This window comes from Sediminivirga luteola (genome assembly GCF_014639315.1).
Taxonomy (GTDB): Bacteria; Actinomycetota; Actinomycetes; order Actinomycetales; family Brevibacteriaceae; genus Sediminivirga; species Sediminivirga luteola.
Genome location: NZ_BMFY01000002.1, coordinates 24105 through 42264 on the forward strand (window position 1 = coordinate 24105; position 18160 = coordinate 42264).

Consider the following 18160-nt stretch of genomic DNA (forward strand, 5'->3'; position numbering starts at 1 on the left):
CGGTCAGCGCCGCAGTTCCTCCGCGAGCGCGTGGAAGGCCGGGCTCGGGTTGCCGAATCGGTGCAGCGTCATCGACACCGCCTGCTCCTTGAGCCAGTACCGCAACTCGACCCGTCCGGAGGCCGTGACGGGATCGTCCAGGAGCGCGATCTCCGGACGAGCCGAGGTCTTCCCGCGCAGCTGCGCCGGTACCGCGCCCAGGTGTCGGACGCGCGCCTGGCCCTCGGCGTGGAAACGCCCCTGAAGCAGCCCGGCCGCGAACTCTTCATCGTCGCAGACGACGGGCGCCTCAAGACCGAACTCGGCGGCGGCTGCCTCGGCCACCGTCCGCGCCGCGGCCGGGGATTCCGGGTGCACCACGAGCCGCAGGGAGGCACCGGCCCGCCGCCCCGCCGCGAGCGCCCGCGCTGCCGATGCCGCGTCGGCGTCCGCCCCCAGCCGCACCGTCACCTGCGCCGGCAGGTACCGGAAGACGTTCGCCTCGCACTGCAAGCCCGTGTGATCGCGACCGTGCCCGAACTCCTCCTCCCACCAGCGGGAGTCGTCGGCGATGGCCGCCCGCAACCAGTCCAGATCTGCACCCGGCAGCAGACCACCTCGTACCAGGCGCCCCAGCAGGCCGCCGATGCCGCCCGCGGCCGGATCAGCCGGCGACGTTCGATCCCCGGCGGCTTCCCCGGTTCCGGCAGGCCCGTCTCCGCGGCCGGGCACCGGTTCCGTGCCTCGCAGGGTGTCCTGCCAGGTGCCGAACTGCATGAGGTAGTTGGGACCGCCCGCCTTGGAGCCCAGGCCGACGGAGGATTTCTTCCAGCCGCCGAACGACTGCCGCTGCACGATCGCGCCGGTGATGCCGCGGTTCACGTAGACGTTGCCGGCCTGGACCATGGCCAGCCAGCGGCGGACTTCCGCCGGCTCCAGGCTGTGGATCCCGGCCGTGAGTCCGTACTCGGTGGCGTTCTGCAGGCGGATTCCCTCGTCCAGGTCCTTCGCGCGCATCAGCCCGAGCACGGGTCCGAAGCACTCGGTCAGATGGAAAAACGACCCCGGCCGCACCCCGTCCTTGATGCCCGGCGACCACAGCCGGCCGGTCTCGTCCAGCTGCCGCGGCTTGAGCAGCCAGCGTTCTCCCGGTTCCAGCTCCGTGAGCGCCCGGTGCAGTTTTGCACTGGGCTGCTCGGTGAGCGGGCCCACCGTCGCCGAGAGATTCTCAGGCCAGTCCACCACGAGCGAGGACGCGGCGTCGACGAGCTGCCGGCGGAAACGTTCGGAATCGTAGACGCTGCCGGTCAGGATGCCCAGCGAAGCCGCCGAGCACTTCTGCCCGGCATGGCCGAATGCGCTGTGCACCAGATCGGCCACGGCAAGGTCGCGGTCCGCCGAGGGGGTGATGAGCAGCGCGTTCTTGCCCGAGGTCTCGGCGCTGATGGCCAGATCCGGGCGCCAGCCGGCGAACGTCGCGGCGGTGTCGGAGGCACCGGTGAGGATCACGCGGTCCACCTCCGGATGGCTGATGAGGAGGCGGCCGGATTCACCCTCGTCCGGCGAGACCCCGTGCAGCACCTCCCTGGGTACGCCGGCGTCCCACAGCGCCTGCAGCAATGCCATGGCGCAGTGCGGCGCCGGGCCCGAGGGCTTGTGGATCACGGCGGCACCGGCCGCGAGCGCCGCGACGGTGGAGCCCAGCGGGATCGCCAGCGGGAAGTTCCACGGCGGCGTCACCACGATGACGCGGTCCGGGGTGAACCGCGCATGCTCCACCTGCTCGAGCTCCAGGGCCCGGTGCGCGTAGTAGCGGGCGAAGTCGATCGCCTCGGAGACTTCCGGATCGGACTGGGCGACGGCTTTGCCCACCTCCGCGGCTGCCAGGGACACCAGATGGCCGCGCCGCGCCGCCAGCAGGTCCGCGGCCCGGTAGAGGATGCGGGCGCGGTCGATGGCGGGCCGGGCCGCCCACGCGGCACCCGCCTCGCGCGCGGTGGCGACCAGGGCGTCGACGCCGTTTACCGCCAAGGCGTCCGGCACCGGCTGGGCATCCAGCCAGCCAGGGCTGACGGCGCGCTCGACGGCTGCACGCGCCCACTCCTGGTTGGCCGCCAGCGCCGGGTTGGTGTCCGGTTCGTTGCGGAACGGCGGCAGGGCCTCTCCGTCTGCTGCGATGTGAGGGGAGGGGTCCCCGCCCGCATCGGAGCCGGGAGGGGCGTCTGATGCCACCGTTCCCGGGGCGTCACCGGGCATGATGCCTGTCCCGGTGCCCGGGTGCGCGGCCCGCTCGGCCGCGAGCTCCTCCGCCGCCCGATCCTGACGGTGCTGCGCTCCGGGAGGCCGGAGCCCGTGGGCCGTCAGGATCTGGGAGAGAGTCGTCAAGGAGTCCCGGAACCGCTGTTCCTCGCGGCGGAACGTCTCATTCCCCGGGGCGAGGTCTAAGATCCCGGACATGAAGTTCTCCTGCGCGGCGTTCTCCTCCAGGCGACGCACGAGATAGGAGATCGCGACGTCGAACTCCTGGGGCCTTACGGCGGGCACATACAGAAGGAGCTGGCCGGTGTCGGCGCTGACGGCCTCGGCCTGCTCGGTGGCCATGCCCTGCAGCATCTCGAACTCCATCAGCTCGCAGACCCCTCGCCGGCGACCGAGCAGATGCGCGAATGCGATGTCGAACAGGTTGTGCCCGGCCACGCCGATGCGCAGGCCCCGCATCCGCTCCCGGTCCAACAGCCAGTGCAGCACGAGTTTGTAATTGGCATCCGTGGCCTGCTTGGAATCGCATGTCACGAGCGGCCAGCCGGCCAGTTCCGCATGCACTCGCTCCATCGCGAGGTTGGCGCCCTTGACCAGCCGCACCTTGATTCCCGCGCCTCCGGCGTCGACGCGCCGGGCGGCGAACTCCGCCAGCTCCTGCATCGCGCCCAGCGCGTCCGGCAGATAGGCCTGCAGCACGATGCCGGCCTCCAGGTCCCGGGTCTCCGGGAGGGAGAGCAGCCGGGAGAAGACGGCCATGGTGAGCCGCAGATCCCGGTACTCCTCCATGTCCAGGTTGATGAACTTCGCGCCGGCCGGCGCCTCGGCGGCCTCCAGATAGAGCGGGGTGAGCCGCTTCACCACGTAGTCGACGGTCTCATCGAAGCCCCACATCGACAGCTGGGAGGCGATCGAAGAGACCTTGATGGAGACGTAGTCGACGTCGTCCCTGGCCAGCAGCCTGCGTGTCTCCTCCAGGTGGTGATCGGCCTCCGCCTCACCCAGCACCGCCTCGCCGAGCAGGTTGATGTTGAGCCGGTGGCCGCCCGCCTTCAGCTCGGCGACGGCCTTGCCGAACGGCTCCTCGCGCGCGTCGACGATCATGTGCCCCACCATGGAGCGCATCCGGGCACGCGCTGCCGGGACGACGGCTTGGGGCAGCAGCCGGCCCAGGAGCGAGCCGGCGGTGATCTGCGCCCGGTCCAGAGCCGAGAGCGCCGCGGGGGTGAACTCCGCCAGTTCCGCGAGTGCCTGCGCGGCGGCGCGCTGGTCCTCGGTGCGGATCACCCGGTCCACGAAGCCGACGGTGAAGTCCAGTCCCCGGTCGTCGGAGAGGACGGCGGCAAGCCGTTCGGCAGAGGCGTGCGGCCTGGCGGTGCCTGCGCTGTCCCTCAGCCAGGCGGCGACCTTGGCGGTGGCCGCCTCGGCCAGCTCGGCGAGCTCCTGTTCCGGGGAGCCGGTGGCGTTGCCCGGCGCGGGGTCCGGCGCTGCGGCCGGGACGGGTGCGTGCATGGTTCCTCGCTTGTGGCTCGTGGTCCCGTCGGGACGCTTCCGATGAGGGTCTGATGTGTGTGTCAGTGTGTGCCGTGGCGCTCGTCACTGAGAAGTCCCACCTGACCGAGCACATCAGTTTTGATTCATAATTGGCTCATGTCCGATGTGCCGCGGGGACGACCCCGGATCCAGGAGACGGCCGACGACATCGTCGCCAGCGTGCTGGCCACGGCCGGCGCCCGGGTGGGCACGAGCGATTTCAGCACCCGGCGCGTAGCCGCGCTGACCGGTCTGAGCCAGCCTGTCGTCGCCCGGTCCTTCGCCCGGATCCGGACCGGCGGATCGCCGCCGGGCCACGCGGCCGGCGTACCCCGCGAAGGCACGCCGCCCCCGCGCGCGGCGGCGCTCTCCCGCGCTTCTCCGCCCCTGGAGCTGGCGGAGTTCCGGGTGGCCTTTCCACGTATCCGCATCCGATTCCGCCCAGCGGCCTCGCCCGCCGCGCCGGGCGAGGCGCGTGCTGCGCAGCGACGGGCCGCGGCGGTCATGGCAGCGCTGTGGGTATCCGGCGCCGCGGACTGGAGAGCGGCCGGTACCGGCACGACCGGTGAGGCCCCCACGACCCGCGCCGCCGACGGTTCCAGTGTCAGGGCGGGCGAGGAGCCCGAGGCGCTCTGGGACCCTGACGGCGGCGGCACGTGGCCGGAGTTCCTCGCTGCGGCCGGGCATGCCCTGCAGCGGTGCGCTCCCTCGCTCGAAGCCATTCCCGGCGATCTCCTGCGTCTTCTCGCCTCCCGCGCGGGCCGCGGACTGCACGGCGTGGACTGGAGGCGTGGCATGGCGAGGAAACGTGCCGCTAATTCTGAATCAGATGTCCTCGCGGTGCCGGAGTTCCCCGCGCCTCAGCAGGGACCACCGGGCACGGACCGGCGCGGTCCCGGCCGCTGGTTGCCGCGCCAGCAGCTCTCCGTGACCGAGCAGATCGCCATCGCCTTGCGCAAGGAGATCATGAACGCCGGTTTCCGGGCCGGAGACCGCATCTCACCGGCGCCGCTGGCCGCCCATATGGGGTTACCGGCCGGCACCGTCCGCTCGGCGATGGGGCGGCTCGCCGACGACGGCCTGCTGGCGGTGACGACGCGCGGCTTCGGCGTGCCGGCGGTCACGGGGGCGGATGTGATCGACCTGTACGCGGCGCGCCTGCACGTGGGCATGGTCCTGATCCGGGCACTGGCGGCGAGGCCCCGGCACCACCTCCTTCCCGCCCGTCTGGCGCTGCGAGCGGTCGAGGCCGCGGCCGCGCAGGGCACCAGCGCAGACGTCGACCAGGCGGATCTGCATTTCCAGCAGGAGCTCGCCGATGCCTCCGGGCTGGGTCAGTCCTCGCGTAGTTTCCACGCCCTCACTCTGCGGGTCCGCATGTTCATCTCGGTGCTCCAGCTGGACTACAGCCCCGCCGTGGACCGGATCGTCAGCGACGACCGGCGGCTGCTGGCGGCCGTGGCCGCGGGCAGGACGGAGGAGGCGCTGCGCGTGTGGCGGGGGAAGCTGGACAACGCGGTGCGCCATATGTCGGCGCTCTCACCCGAGTCCTTCGACGCGGACCTCTGGGAACGGCTGAGCCGCTGAGCGCGTCGGTCCGCTGAACGGGACCCGAGCAGGGCCAGGCCGCGTCAGACCGGTAACCCCGGCCACCCGGCCACCCCGGCCAGACGAACCCACACGCGCCCAGGTAGATGGAAGCGCGTCCGTTCACAGCCAGCGCTCGACGCGCGCCACCCTCAGCCCGGCACTCGTCGGTGGACCCCAGTCCCGTGCCCAGCGCGCGACCTGCGCCGCCCTCAGCCCGGCCTTTCGCGGGCCTGCGGCAGAACTTTTTTCACGCCGGGCATCGCCGCTGGTCAGCGCGGAGGAAGCGGTAGTCCTCGGCCACCGCGGAACCGGCTTCGCGCTGGGCAAACCTCCGAAGACCGTGCTAATCGTTTAAGTGAACGATTAGCCGACCGCGCCCTGCGAGAGGAGGAGCGCACCAGTACGCACGCCCGTCGTCTCGAGGAGTTGTTCTGTTGTCCGTGCACCTTTCCCGGCGCACCCTGCTCGGCGGTTCCGTGGGCGCCCTCGGTGCTGTGGCGGCCGCGAACCTGTCCGGCTGCGGTGTCCAGGCCCCGCTGAGCATTCCCACGGCCGCCCGCACCGGAACCCCGGCCCCCGGTGGCGTGATGCGGATCGCCCGGCCGGCCGCCTCGGCGGCGGAGACACTCGACTCGGCCAGCTCCCTCAACGCCTACGAGTACCTGGGCGCGCTCTACAACCGCCTGGTCCGGCAGGACGAGGACGGCACCACGGTCCCGGACCTCGCCGAGGAGTGGGACTCCGATCCGACCGCCAGCCGGTGGACCTTCCGGTTGCGCCGCGGCGTGCGCTTCCACGACGGACGTGAGTTCACCGCCGAGGACGTGGTCTACAGCATCCGGCATGTGCTCGACCCGGAGATCGGCTCGCCGCAGGCCGACACCCTCGCCTCCATGTTCGGCCCGGAAGACGTCCGGGCGATCGATCCGCTCACCGTGCAGTTCGATCTCCAGGCGGCCAACGCGGAGTTCCCCTCTCTGCTAACCTCGTACCACTGCTACATCATCCCCGACGGCTCCGCCGCGGAGATCGGTACGACAGGCATCGGGACCGGCCCCTTCGTCCTGGAGTCCTTCACCCCGGCCGGCCCCGGCGTCGTCGTCGCCAATGAGGACTACTTCGACGGCCGGCCCGTACTCGACCGGATCGAGTTCTACTCGATCCAGGACGCCACCGCCCGCGTGAACGCGCTGCTGGCCGGGCAGGTGGATCTGCTCGCCCAGACCAACCTGGACCATCCCACCGCCCGGGTCGTCACCGGCACGGCCGGCACCACCGTGGCCCGGGTGGAGAACGCCCAGTGGTACACCATCCCGATGCTCTACTCCTCGGAGGAGTTCTCCGATCCGCGCGTGCGGCAGGCGATGAAACTCGCCTACGATCCGGAGGCCATCCTGCGCACCGCCCTGCAGGGCGAGGGCGACGCCGGCTGGGACAACCCCGTCCCGCCGGGCATGGCCGGGCGGCTGGACTACCAGCGGGAATACGACCCCGAACGTGCCGGCGCCCTCTTGGCCGAAGCCGGCAAGGAGGGCTTCACCACGACGCTGCACACCTCCGCCTACGAGGCAAACCTCACGCCTATCGCCACCGCCTTCGCCGATCAGGTCGCGGAGGCGGGGATCACGCTGCGGATCACCAATGTCTCAGCCGACTCCTACTACACCAGCTCCTGGATGCAGACACCGCTCATGGTGAGTTACTTCGCCACCGGCCGGCCCCTCGACCAGCTGCTCAACCAGATCTTCCGCTCCGGCTCCGGCTACAACGAGTCCCTGTGGGAGAACCAGCAGTTCGACGAGCTGCTGGACGCGGCCCGCGCGGACGTGAACGAGAGCACCCGGATGCAGAAGTACCAGGACGCGCAGCAGCTCATCATCGACGAGAGCCCGCATATGACGCCGCTGTTCGGCGACCGCCTGGTGGGCTTGTCCGAGCGGGTCGTGAACTACCGCGAGTTCGGCTTCGAGTTCGACTACCTCGGCATCGGACTGGAGGACTGACCCCATGGCACAACTCCTGATCCGGCGGATCCTGACCAGCGTCGTCACGCTCCTCCTGGCCTCGTTCCTGGTCTACTTCGCCACCAGCGCACTCCCCGGCGATGTCGCCCAGCAGCTCCTGGGCCAGGACGCCACCGAGGAGGCACTCGCCCAGATGCGCGAGGACCTCGGGCTGGAACAGAGCGTCTGGGCTGGCTACGCCGCCTGGCTGGGCGGCATCCTCACCGGTGATCTGGGCACCTCGCTGGTGAGCGGGGAACCGGTCGCCGGCATCATCGGCGGCGCCTTCGGCAACACCCTGCTCATCGCGGTGCCGGCGATCGTGATCGGCGTGGCGCTCTCCCTCGCGCTCGGCGTCGCGGCGGCGGTACGGCGCGGACGCGGCGCCGACACGTCGATCTCCATGATCTCCCTGGCGGCGATGAGCATCCCGGAGTTCGTCATCGCCACGCTCCTGGTGCTGGTCTTCGCCATCGCCATGCCGGTCTTCCCCGCCGTCGTCCTGATGGGCGACGACGCCGGCCTCGGCGATCTGCTGCCGGCCGTCTGGCTCCCGGTCGTCACGCTCGTGCTGGTGATGGCCGCCTACATCATCCGGGCGATGCGTTCCTCGACGATCGACACCATGGCCACCGAGTACGCTCTCACCGCCGAGCTCAAGGGGCTGCGCCGCCGGGACGTGCTGCTGCGGCACGTGGTCCCGACCGCGCTGCTGCCGGTGCTGCCGGTGATCGCCATCAACATCGCGTGGCTGCTCGGTGGCGTCGTCGTGGTGGAGACCATCTTCAACTACCCCGGCCTGGGGGCGCTCATGATCGACTCGGTCTCCACCCGTGATCTGCCCGTCCTCCAGGCCATCGCGATCGTCACCGCGACCGTGTACGTCTCGGTCAATCTGGTCGCGGACCTGCTGGCCATGCTGATCGACCCCCGGCAGCGCGGAACCACCCGGTCCCGCGCTGCCGCACCGAAGGAGGAGACCGCATGAGCACGCAGACCGCAGCGCCCCGCCAGAGACGGATCACCGCGGCGGGCATCGGCGCGGCCGCGGTCGTCGTGACGATCCTGATCGCCCTACTCTCGCCGTGGCTGACGCCCTACAGCGCGGTGGCCACGAACGCCGATGCCGCCCTGCTCGGTCCCACGCCGGCGCACTGGCTGGGCACCGACCAGTATGGCCGGGACGTCCTCACCCGCACGCTGGAGGGCGGACGCTACGCGCTCCTGGTGGCGTTCCTGGCCACCAGCATCGCCGTCACCCTGGGCACCCTCGTCGGCGCCGTGGCCGCCTACGCCGACGGCTGGCTGGACGAGGCGATCAGCCGCGTCCTGGACGCGATCCTCTCGGTGCCCGCCGTGCTGGCGCTGCTGCTGATCGTAACGGTCTTCGGTCAGGGCCTGTGGGTGATCGTGCTGGCAGTGTCCATCGTCTACGCGCCGGCCGTCGCCCGCGTCGTCAGGGGCGCCGCCCGCCCGGTGGTCTCCAGCGGCTACGTGGCCGCGGCGCGGGCCCGGGGCGAGCGGGCGCTGCCGATCATCGGCCGGGAGATCCTGCCCAATGTCCTCGACACCGTCCTGGTGGAGTTCGCCATGCGCGCCTCCTGGGTGGTGCTGCTGGTCTCGACCCTGTCCTTCCTCGGATTCGGCGCGAATCCGCCCACACCCGATTGGGGCCTGATGATCCAGGAGAACCGCACCGCGCTGACCGTCGCCCCGCTGGGCACGGTGGCGCCCATCGTGTCCCTGGCCGTGCTGGTCATCGGGCTCAACCTCGCCGCCGACGGCCTGGCCAAGCGGATGGGCGTGGACCGGGCCGCGAGGGCTGCCGCATGACCCCGGCACGCGCCCAGGCGGGGGCCGATCCCGTCATCGACGTGGCCAATGTGTCCATCTCCTACGCCTCCGGCACCAGGATGGTCCCGGTGGCCCGGAACATCACCTTCCAGGTGTACCCCGGCGAGGCCATCGCCCTGGTGGGCGAGTCCGGCTCGGGCAAATCCACCATCGCCAGGGCGCTGCTCGGATCGCTGCGCGCCGGCTCGCAGCTGGTGGGCGGCTCGGTCCGGGTGGGCGGCGCCGATGTGTTCGCCCTGCCCGCGCCCGAGCTGCGCTCCCTGCGCGGCGGGACGGTGGCACTCGTGGCGCAGAACGCCGGGCATGCCCTCACGCCGTCGTTGCGGGTGAGCACCCAGATCGCGGAGGCTCTGCGGGCGCACGGCCTGGACGCCTCGGCCGCACGCATCACCCGGCTCGCCGAGCTGGTCCGGCTGGGAGACCCCTCCCTCCTGCAGCGGTACCCGCACGAACTGTCCGGTGGACAGCAACAGCGCGTAGCCATCGCCATGGCGCTCGCCGCCGAACCCGAGGTGCTGGTCCTGGACGAACCGACGACCGCACTCGATGTCGTCACCCAGCGCGCCATTCTGGATCTGCTCGCCGAGCTGCGCTCCACCCTGGGGGTGGCCGTCGTCCTGGTCAGTCACGATCTGGGCGTCGTGGCGGAGATCGCCGACACCGTGCTGGTGATGCGCCGCGGGGCGGAGGTCGAGTACGGCCGCACCGCGCAGGTGCTGCGGGCGCCCGGCGCCGAGTACACCCGCACGCTGGTGGCGGCGGCGCCCCGGCTGGACCGCGACGCCGCGCAGGGCCCCGGGCCCGCTGACCCGGAGCACCGCGAGCCGTCCCGGGATGGGGCCGGAGCGGGCCAAGCCGCTCGGCCCGGCCCCGGCCCGGTCCTCGCCTGCCGCGGACTGGATGTGCGCTACCGGCGTGGCGCACCACTGGCGGTCAAGGGCTTCACCGCCGAGATCATGTCCGGTGAGACCCTTGCGGTCGTCGGCGAGTCCGGTTCCGGGAAGTCCACCGTGGCGCAGGCCCTCGCCGGCCTGATCGCCGCCGAAAACGGGGAGATCAGCTTCGCCGCGACGCCCTCGGACGCGGCGGAGGGCTCGGCTCCCGCGCCGCGCTCCGATCTGCTCAAGCGCGCCGGACGGCGGAGCCTCCAGGTGCGCCGCGCCATCCAGCTGGTCTTCCAGAACGCTGACCTGGCGCTGAATCCGCGCCGCACGGTGGGGGATTCCATCGCTCGTCCCCTGCGGTACTTCCGCGTGGTGCGCAGCCGGGCGCAGATCGCCGAGCGCGTCGAGTCGCTGCTGACCGAGGTGGGTCTGGACGGCAGCTTCGCCGGGCGGGTCCCGGCGCAGCTCTCCGGCGGGCAACGGCAGCGGATCGGCATCGCCCGCGCGCTCGCCGCCGAGCCCAGCCTGCTGATCGCCGATGAGATCACCACCGCGCTCGACGTCTCGGTGCAGGCGGAGGTCCTGGACCTGCTGCGCGCGCTGCAGCGGCGGCGCGGGCTCAGCTGCCTGTTCATCAGTCACGACCTCGCGGTGGTCCAGCGCGTGGCCGACCACGTCGCCGTGATGAAATCGGGAGAGATCGTGGAGCAGGGCACGGCCGGGCAGATCCTCATCGCGCCGGCCCATCCCTATACCCGGCAGCTGCTGGACTCCACGGTGGATCTCAGCACCGCAGTGAAGGAGTGAACTCGTGAGCCCCGCCGACGGCGCCCGGATCATCGACCTCGACCCCGGTTCCCATCTCGTCCGGGATCTCTGGATCCCGATGCCCGACGGCGTCCGCCTGCACGCGCGGGCGTGGATGCCCGCCGATATCGACACCGCGCCCGCGCCGGTCCTGCTGGAGTACCTGCCGTACCGCCTGGACGACTGGACCAGCGTGCGCGACTCCGAGCGGCACCCGTTCTACGCCGCCCACGGCTATGTGTCCGTGCGGGTGGACATCCGGGGCACCGGCAGCTCGGAGGGCCTGTTCGAGGACGAGTACTCCGCCGCCGAGCTCAATGACGGCGAAGAGGTCATCCGCTGGCTGGCCGCCCAGCCGTGGAGCACCGGCCGGGTCGGCATGTTCGGCATCTCCTGGGGCGGCTTCAACTCCCTGCAGCTGGCCGAGCGCGGCGTCGAGGGCCTGGACGCCATCGTGACCGTCTGCTCCACCGACGACCGCTACGACAACGACGTCCACTACATGGGCGGTGCCGTGCTGGGCATCGACATGGCCGCGTGGGCCGGGACCATGCTCGCCTTTGCCTCACGCCCGCCCAGGCCCGAGGTGGTGGGCGAGTCCTGGCTGGAGATCTGGCGTGAGCGGCTGGAGAAGCAAGAACCACTCGCCCCGGTCTGGCTCTCCCATCAGGAGCGGGACGATTACTGGCGGCGCGGCAGTGCCTGCGAGAACTATCCGGGGATCTCCGCCGCCGTGCTGGCGGTCGGCGGTTGGGCCGATCCGTATCACGACACCGTCTTCCGGCTGCTGGAGAACCTGCCGGGACCGCGCAAGGCGCTGCTGGGACCCTGGTCGCATCAGTACCCCGACAGGGGCCTGGCGCCGGGACCGGGGATCGACTTCCTCGGCGAGACACTCCGCTGGTGGGACCGCTGGCTGAAGGACGAGGACACCGGAGTGGAGCAGGATCCCGATCTGCGGGTGTGGATCGGCGAGTCCGAGCCCCCGGCCACCTACTACGCCGAGCGCGCCGGGCGGTGGGCCGGCATCCCGGAATGGCGGCGAGCCCCGGAGACGACACGCTTCCCGCTCACGGGCCTGGGCGAGGCCGGCGATCCCAGCACGGTGCTGCTGCGGGCGCCGCTGGCGACGGGACAGGACGCCGGACGGTTCTTCCCGTTCGGGAACGCGACTGACCTGCCGCCGGACCAGCGCGCCGAGGACGGCCGGTCCCGCTGCGTCGATCTGCCGGTAGGCGGGGACGGCCTGAACGTCCTGGGGTCTCCGGAGGTCAGGCTGCGCCTGCGCTCGTTCTCACCGCGGGCGCACGTCATCGTCCGGCTGTGCGATGTCGCGCCGGACGGTTCCAGCGCGCTCATCACCCGCGGGGTGCTCAATCTGACCAAACGCCATGGGATGGATCGCGCCGATGAGATGGTGCCGGGTCAGTGGGAGGACGTCACGGTCCGGCTGGTCTCGGCCGGGTACCGGGTGGCGCCCGGTCACCGGCTGCGGGTGGCCGTCTCCGATCAGTACTGGCCCTGGGTGTGGCCGCATGCCGGGCGTTCCGGGCTGGAGCTGGACCCGGCCGCGAGCACGCTTCACCTCCCGCTCTACGAGGGCCGGCAAGAGCAGGAAGTCTCGTTCGAACCGGCCCGGCACGTCCGCCCGATCACGATCGGGACCCCGGAGATGCCCGATGCGCCGGAACTTCCCGAGCGGATGGTCCAGGTGGACGTCGCCAGCGGGGAGACGATGCTGAGCGTCGACCCCGGGTACGGCGGCAGCCGGGTGTACCCGGACGGCCTGGAGTTCACCGAGTCGGCCAGGGAGGTCTACCGGATCCGGGAGGACGATCCCCAGTCCGCATCGGCGGAGTCGCAGTGGACCCTGGTGCTCAGCAATCAGAAGCCCGGTGGCGCGGCGGCGCGCCCCTGGCGGGCCGAGATCCGCACCCGCTCGCTGATCACCGCCGAGGACGGGGATTTCGTGGTGCGGAACTGGGTGGCGGCCACGGCCCAGGACGGCGATGGCGAGCAGGTCGAGGTGGCCAACCGCAGCTTCGAGGCGCGGGTGCCGCGCACCTCGGCCTAAAGGGAGGCCGGCGATGACAGCGCTGCCTCCCATCGAGCGGCGGCAGGAGAGCGTTCCGCCGGCGCGCCGACGCCTGGCGCCCGAGGCCAGACGGCGGCAGATCGTCGCGGCAGCGCGGGCGGTGATGCTCCGGCGCGGGCTGGCCGCGACCTCGTTGCGGGACATCGCCCGCGAGGCGGAGGTCTCGGTCGGCACCGTGACATACCATTTCGGCGGCGTCGACGAGATCCTGCGAGAGGTGGTCACGAGCGAGAGCCACGGCTTCTACTCACGGGTGGTCGCCGAGGCCCGGGCGGCCTCGGATCCGCGAGCCGGGCTGCGGGCTCTGATGGCGCCGATGTTCGCCGATTCCGAGCCGGTGCGAGAGCACTGGCAGATCTGGGCCGACTACTGGGGAGCCGTGGGACGCCGGCCGGAGATCGCCCAGACCTACGCCCAGCAGATCCGGGTGTGGGAGGACTGCTGCACCGAACTGATCGAGCAGGGCACCGCGGAAGGCGTCTTCGCCGACGTTCCCGCGCGGGAGACCGCGGTGAAGCTGGCCGCGTATTCCGACGGCGTCGGCATGCAGCGCGCCCAGCAGGTGCCGGGACTGAGCTCGGAGAAGGCGCTGGCCTGGATGCTCGAATTCGCCGGCGCCCTGCTGCGCTGCGAGATCTAAGGGCGCGTGCTCAGGAGAACTGGATGCCGCCGTCCACCAGGATCGTCTGGCCGGTGATGTAGTCGGAGTCCGGTGAGGCAAGGAACGAGACCAGCTGGGCCACGTCCTCCGTCAGTCCTCCTTGACTGGTGTGTACAGGTGAGGGAGAACCTACGCGCGGCGCAGCAACAGGAGAAGACCCCGTTCTCGCCGGGCGAGAACGGGCAGGCGGGCGTCATGGAGAACCGAGCTGGGTGCTTCCCGAGCGGAGATAGCGGCTGGCGTGCCCGGCGTACTCGCGGAGGCACGATTCCACCTGCCGCGGCCTGTCCTCGGCGTTCCGGGCCGGCATGCTCACCGCGACCGAGCCGATCACGAGGCCAGACCCGTTGCGCACGCCCACGGCCGCGCAGGTCTGCCCCGGCACGAACTCCTCCTGTTCCCACGCGAGGCCGCGCGTGGCGACGTCGAGCAGATGCGCTTCCAGGGTCTCCCGCTCGGTGATGGTGCGCGGCGTGAGCGGCCGCAGGCTGTGCCCCTCGAAATAGGCGTCCCGTTCAGGCGCGGACATGCCCCCGAGCATGATCTTGCCGAACGCCGTCGCGTGCGCGGCCTCGTGGAAACCGAAGCGCAGCGGCGTCAGACGCGGGTGCGAAGGGCAGTCCGACAGATACGTCAGCACGACGTCCAGTCCCCGGTACACGGCGAAGTACGCGGCCATGCCCAGTGTCCGGTGGAGTTCGTCGATCACCCGGCGCACGGGCGAGGGCGCCACGATGCGCCTCTGCAGGGAGAGACCGAGACCGAACACCTTGTGACCGAGCTCGAAGCTGTGCTCGGCGCGCAGATGGACCAGATAACCGGCGGCGACCAGTTCGTTCAGCAGACGGTAGACGCTCGGCAGCGGAATCGACAGCCGTTCCGAGAGTTCCCTGGCGCTGATGCTGCCGGATGCCGAGACCTCCTCGAGTACGGCGAAGGCTCGCTGCAGCGTCGCGACGCCCTCCTCGCGCGCGGTCGTCCTCCACCCCGTCTCGCCGGATCCACGCTGATCCGGGCGATAAGCCGCGGTGCTCATGTTCCCGATCCTGGCCCCGAGCACCGAGCACCGTCAAGGCTCGATTCTCGCAGGACGAGAACAGCCCTGTCCGGCGTGCGGGCTCCGGTCCTAGCGTGGGCCCATCACCGCGCGGCCGGCCCGGCCGGATCAGCGCGACGGGGACCTCGACGAGGAGGATGAACGTGAAAGCCGTCCGCGTACACGCCTATCAGGAGCCGCCGCGGTACGAATCGGTCCCGGAGCCGGCCCTCCAGGGTCCCTGGGACGTCATCGTCGACATCGGCGCGGCGGGCCTGTGCCGGACCGATCTGCACATCATCGAAGGCCAGTGGGAACCCATCCAGCATCCCCGGCTGCCCTACACGCTGGGGCATGAGAACGCCGGCTGGGTCCGCGAGGTCGGTTCCGCCGTCACGACCGTGGCGCCGGGGGACGCGGTGATCCTGCATCCGCTGACCTCGTGCGGCCTATGCCCGCCCTGCCGCGTGGGCGAGGACTCGCACTGCGAGAACGCCTCGTTCCCCGGCATCAACGCCGATGGCGGGATGGCCGAGCGGATGCGCACGAACGCCCGGGCGATCGTGCCCCTCGGCGAAGGCCTCGAACCCCGGGACGTCGCCGCCCTGGCCGATGCCGGTCTGACCGCCTATCACGCGGTCCGGAAAGCCGCCGCCCGGCTCGTCCCGGGCACCCACGCCGTCGTCATCGGCGCCGGCGGCCTGGGGCACATCGGCGTCCAGGCGCTCACGGCGATCACCGCCGCCCGGATCACGGTCGTGGACCGCTCCGAGGAGGCACTCGCGCTCGCCCGCAAGCTGGGCGCGCACCACACGGTGCTGGCCGGCGATGATGAGACCACGGTGCGGGAGGCGCTGGACATCACCGGCGGCGGGGCGCACGTCGCGTTCGACTTCGTCGGCGAGCAGGGCGCGGAGCTGCTGGCACCGCGGATGATCCGGGGTCGCGGCCAGCACTACGTGATCGGCTACGGCGGCGAGGTGCGCCTGCCGACCATCGAGATCATCTCCCGCGAGATCGACGTCATCGGGAACCTGGTGGGCACGTACCAGGACCTGGTCGAGCTCATGGCCCTGACCGCCGACGGCCGCGTGCGTCTCCACACGCAGACGTATCCGCTGGAAGCCGCCGGCGACGCGATGGCGGACCTGGCCGCGGGGCGCATCCGCGGCCGCGGCATCCTCATCCCCTGACCTGGCCGCCGCGTGCCCGCCGGAGGCGACGGCAGCTGAGCAGGTTTTCGCGCAGATTCCGATCACGACGAGCAAAGGAGCTCATCAGATGGTGTTCCCAGCCAAATACCCATCCCTCAATGCCACCGAGCTCACCGATGAGGCGAGGTCCGTGCTGATCCGGGTGATCCGAGTGGCGTTCCCTCACGAGTCCTTCCCGGACGGGCCCTACGAACGTACGGCCGACAAAATCCTCGACGAGGCGCAGGAGTCCACCTGGTTCCGCGTGCAGCTCACCCAGGGCCTGCTCTCGCTCGGTCAGCTGGCGGGAGGCGACTTCCGGGACCTGCCCGATGAGCAGGCACTTCGCGTCCTGCGACGGGTGGAGTCCACCGACTTCTTCGGGTTCATCCGGCGGACCACGGTGCTGAACCTCTACGACGACGAGGAAGTCTGGGAGACCCTCGGCTACGAGGGCCCCTCCTTCGACAAGGGCGGGTACGTGCACCGCGGCTTCGACGATCTGGACTGGCTGCCGGAACCGCGCATCGACTACCTGCCCGGCGAGGTACTGGAGGAGATCGCTCCGGGCGCTCCGGTTCCCACCAGCTGGACCATCACGACGCAGGCGGTGCCGGGGAACCAGCCCGGCGCGACGAGCGCCCAGGGACGGGAGGCGAGGAAATGATGGCATCCCAGGACCAGAACGAGGAGACCGTCGTCATCATCGGCTCCGGTGCCGGCGGGGGAACCCTGGCCTACGAGCTCACGGCGAAGGGCATCCCGGTCGTCGTGCTGGAGGCGGGCCCGTATCTGCGCAACGAGGACTACGTCAACAACGAGTGGGAGGCGTTCAACCAGATGGCATGGCTGGATCCGCGCACCACGAGCGGGTCCTGGCGGATCGCGCGGGACTTCCCGAATCTGCCGGCGTGGATCGTCAAGGCCGTCGGAGGCACCACGACCCATTGGTCGGGCGCGACACCCCGGTTCAAGGCCCACGAGTTCGCCACGCGCAGCGTCTACGGGCGGGTGGAGGGGGCGAATCTGCTCGACTGGCCGCTGACGCTGGCCGAGCTGGAACCCTATTACGACCGCGCCGAACGGGCCATGGGTTCTACGCACGTCCACGGCCGTCCTCCGCTGCCGGCCAACAACAACTACAAGGTCTTCGCCGCAGGGGCTGAGCGGATCGGGTACAAGCACTACGCGACCGGCCCTTACGCCACCAATGCCGAGGAGTACGACGGCCGCCCCGCCTCCATCCAAGACGGATTCAACTTCCAGGGCGATAAGAACCGGTCCAAATGGTCGACCCTCGTCCGGGAGATCCCCCGCGCCGAGAGCACCGGTCTGCTGGATCTGCGGCCGCTCTCGCAGGCCGTCCAGATCACCCACGATTCCAGCGGCCGCGCCGATGCGGTGTTGTACCTGGACGAGAACGGCACCCTGCACCGGCAGGCCGCGCGCGTGGTGATCGTGGCCTGCAACGCGATCGAGACGCCCCGGTTGCTGCTGCTCTCGGCCACCGCCGCGTTCCCGGACGGCCTGGCGAACTCCTCCGGGCAGGTGGGCCGCAACTACATGCGCCACACCACGGGCTCGGTGTACGCCGCGTTCGACAAACCGGTACGGATGTACCGCGGTGAGACCATGGCGGGGGTGATCGCCGATGAGTCCCGGCACGATCCGGACCGGGGGTTCGTCGGCGGCTACTTCCTGGAGACTCTCTCGCTGGGCCCGGCATTCCTGGCCGCGTTCGTGGATCCGGGCTCCTGGGGCCCGGACTACACCCGGCTGCTCGACGCCTACGCCCAGACCGCCGGGCTGTGGATCGTCGGCGAGGACATGCCACAGGAGTCCAATCGGGTCACGCTCAATACGACGGTCAAGGACGAGAACGGGCTGCCGGTGCCCAATGTGCATTTCGACGATCATCCGAACGACGCAGCGATGCGCGAGCACGCCTACGCCCAGGCGGAGTTGCTCTACGAGGCGGTGGGGGCGCTGAGCGCGCACCGGACGCCGCCGTACCCGTCGACCCACAACCTGGGCACGGCGCGGATGAGCGAGCGGCCCGAGGACGGCGTCGTGGACCGGTGGGGACGCGCGCACGATGTGCCGAATCTCTTCATCGGCGATGGTTCGGTCTTCACCACGGGAGCAGCGGCGAACCCGACCCTGACGATCGTCGCCCTGGCGATCCGGCAGGCCGAGAGGATCGCAGACCAGTTGCGCACCCGGGAACTCTGAGGGCGCGCCCGCGCCCCAATCTTCGAGGAGGAAA

13 protein-coding genes are annotated in these 18160 nt (G+C 70.9%); 10 read left to right on the forward strand and 3 right to left on the reverse strand.

Features of this window, described 5'->3' with window-relative positions; translation table 11 throughout:
- Positions 1–3 precede the first annotated feature (3 nt).
- Positions 4–3750: a proline dehydrogenase family protein gene (locus tag IEW13_RS01945; protein ID WP_188549253.1), complete on the reverse strand. Its 3747-nt coding sequence runs from the start codon at positions 3748–3750 to the stop codon at positions 4–6.
- Between the two features lie 138 nt (positions 3751–3888).
- Here IEW13_RS01945 and IEW13_RS01950 point away from each other — a divergent pair, with 138 nt between their 5' ends.
- The 7 genes from IEW13_RS01950 to IEW13_RS01980 all read left to right on the forward strand — a co-directional run bounded on the left by IEW13_RS01950 (position 3889) and on the right by IEW13_RS01980 (position 13644).
- Entirely contained in the window at positions 3889–5358 is a 1470-nt protein-coding gene (locus IEW13_RS01950; RefSeq protein ID WP_188549254.1) for a GntR family transcriptional regulator, read from the forward strand.
- A gap of 443 nt (positions 5359–5801) precedes the next feature.
- Positions 5802–7364 (forward strand): ABC transporter substrate-binding protein, encoded by a 1563-nt coding sequence (locus IEW13_RS01955; protein WP_229744908.1) that lies wholly within the window; start codon positions 5802–5804, stop codon positions 7362–7364.
- A gap of 4 nt (positions 7365–7368) precedes the next feature.
- A complete protein-coding gene (locus IEW13_RS01960) occupies positions 7369–8352 on the forward strand; it encodes an ABC transporter permease (RefSeq protein WP_188549255.1) in 984 nt (327 codons plus the stop codon).
- Positions 8349–9197 carry an ABC transporter permease gene (locus IEW13_RS01965; RefSeq protein ID WP_188549256.1) on the forward strand — a complete coding sequence of 283 codons (849 nt, stop codon included), beginning with the start codon at positions 8349–8351 and terminating at the stop codon, positions 9195–9197. Before IEW13_RS01960 ends, IEW13_RS01965 begins: the two co-directional genes overlap by 4 nt.
- Complete coding sequence (locus IEW13_RS01970) at positions 9194–10909, forward strand: ATP-binding cassette domain-containing protein (protein ID WP_188549257.1); 1716 nt, start codon at positions 9194–9196, stop codon at positions 10907–10909. The genes IEW13_RS01965 and IEW13_RS01970 overlap by 4 nt, the downstream gene beginning before the upstream one ends.
- A 4-nt stretch (positions 10910–10913) precedes the next feature.
- Positions 10914–12983, forward strand: coding sequence for a CocE/NonD family hydrolase (locus IEW13_RS01975; RefSeq protein WP_229744871.1), 2070 nt, complete (start codon positions 10914–10916; stop codon positions 12981–12983).
- A gap of 13 nt (positions 12984–12996) precedes the next feature.
- A complete protein-coding gene (locus tag IEW13_RS01980) occupies positions 12997–13644 on the forward strand; it encodes a TetR/AcrR family transcriptional regulator (RefSeq protein WP_188549258.1) in 648 nt (215 codons plus the stop codon).
- Between the two features lie 10 nt (positions 13645–13654).
- Here IEW13_RS01980 and IEW13_RS01985 read toward each other — a convergent pair whose 3' ends face one another.
- Together IEW13_RS01985 and IEW13_RS01990 are read right to left on the reverse strand one after the other, a co-directional pair.
- Positions 13655–13759, reverse strand: coding sequence for an SDR family oxidoreductase (locus IEW13_RS01985; RefSeq protein WP_268235166.1), 105 nt, complete (start codon positions 13757–13759; stop codon positions 13655–13657).
- 99 nt (positions 13760–13858) lie between these two features.
- The gene (locus tag IEW13_RS01990) at positions 13859–14701 is read right to left on the reverse strand and encodes an IclR family transcriptional regulator (protein ID WP_188549259.1); all 843 of its coding nucleotides are present in this window, start codon (positions 14699–14701) and stop codon (positions 13859–13861) included.
- Positions 14702–14859: 158 nt separating this feature from the next.
- Here IEW13_RS01990 and IEW13_RS01995 point away from each other — a divergent pair, with 158 nt between their 5' ends.
- The 3 genes from IEW13_RS01995 to IEW13_RS02005 all read left to right on the forward strand — a co-directional run bounded on the left by IEW13_RS01995 (position 14860) and on the right by IEW13_RS02005 (position 18126).
- Positions 14860–15894, forward strand: a complete 1035-nt coding sequence (locus tag IEW13_RS01995) for an NAD(P)-dependent alcohol dehydrogenase (protein WP_229744873.1) — start codon at positions 14860–14862, stop codon at positions 15892–15894.
- Between the two features lie 88 nt (positions 15895–15982).
- A complete protein-coding gene (locus tag IEW13_RS02000) occupies positions 15983–16561 on the forward strand; it encodes a hypothetical protein (RefSeq protein ID WP_229744874.1) in 579 nt (192 codons plus the stop codon).
- The gene (locus IEW13_RS02005; protein ID WP_373283529.1) at positions 16558–18126 is read left to right on the forward strand and encodes a GMC family oxidoreductase; all 1569 of its coding nucleotides are present in this window, start codon (positions 16558–16560) and stop codon (positions 18124–18126) included. The genes IEW13_RS02000 and IEW13_RS02005 overlap by 4 nt, the downstream gene beginning before the upstream one ends.
- Positions 18127–18160 lie beyond the last annotated feature (34 nt).

What these genes read in the sequence shown, in the direction of transcription:
- IEW13_RS01945 (WP_188549253.1), bottom strand. Translation starts at nt 3,750, where the DNA reads ATGCACGCACCCGTCCCGGCCGCAGCGCCGGACCCCGCGCCGGGCAAC.
- IEW13_RS01950 (WP_188549254.1), top strand. Translation starts at nt 3,889, where the DNA reads ATGTCCGATGTGCCGCGGGGACGACCCCGGATCCAGGAGACGGCCGAC.
- IEW13_RS01960 (WP_188549255.1), top strand. Translation starts at nt 7,369, where the DNA reads ATGGCACAACTCCTGATCCGGCGGATCCTGACCAGCGTCGTCACGCTC.
- IEW13_RS01965 (WP_188549256.1), top strand. Translation starts at nt 8,349, where the DNA reads ATGAGCACGCAGACCGCAGCGCCCCGCCAGAGACGGATCACCGCGGCG.
- IEW13_RS01970 (WP_188549257.1), top strand. Translation starts at nt 9,194, where the DNA reads ATGACCCCGGCACGCGCCCAGGCGGGGGCCGATCCCGTCATCGACGTG.
- IEW13_RS01980 (WP_188549258.1), top strand. Translation starts at nt 12,997, where the DNA reads ATGACAGCGCTGCCTCCCATCGAGCGGCGGCAGGAGAGCGTTCCGCCG.
- IEW13_RS01990 (WP_188549259.1), bottom strand. Translation starts at nt 14,701, where the DNA reads ATGAGCACCGCGGCTTATCGCCCGGATCAGCGTGGATCCGGCGAGACG.
- IEW13_RS01995 (WP_229744873.1), top strand. Translation starts at nt 14,860, where the DNA reads ATGAACGTGAAAGCCGTCCGCGTACACGCCTATCAGGAGCCGCCGCGG.
- IEW13_RS02000 (WP_229744874.1), top strand. Translation starts at nt 15,983, where the DNA reads ATGGTGTTCCCAGCCAAATACCCATCCCTCAATGCCACCGAGCTCACC.
- IEW13_RS02005 (WP_373283529.1), top strand. Translation starts at nt 16,558, where the DNA reads ATGATGGCATCCCAGGACCAGAACGAGGAGACCGTCGTCATCATCGGC.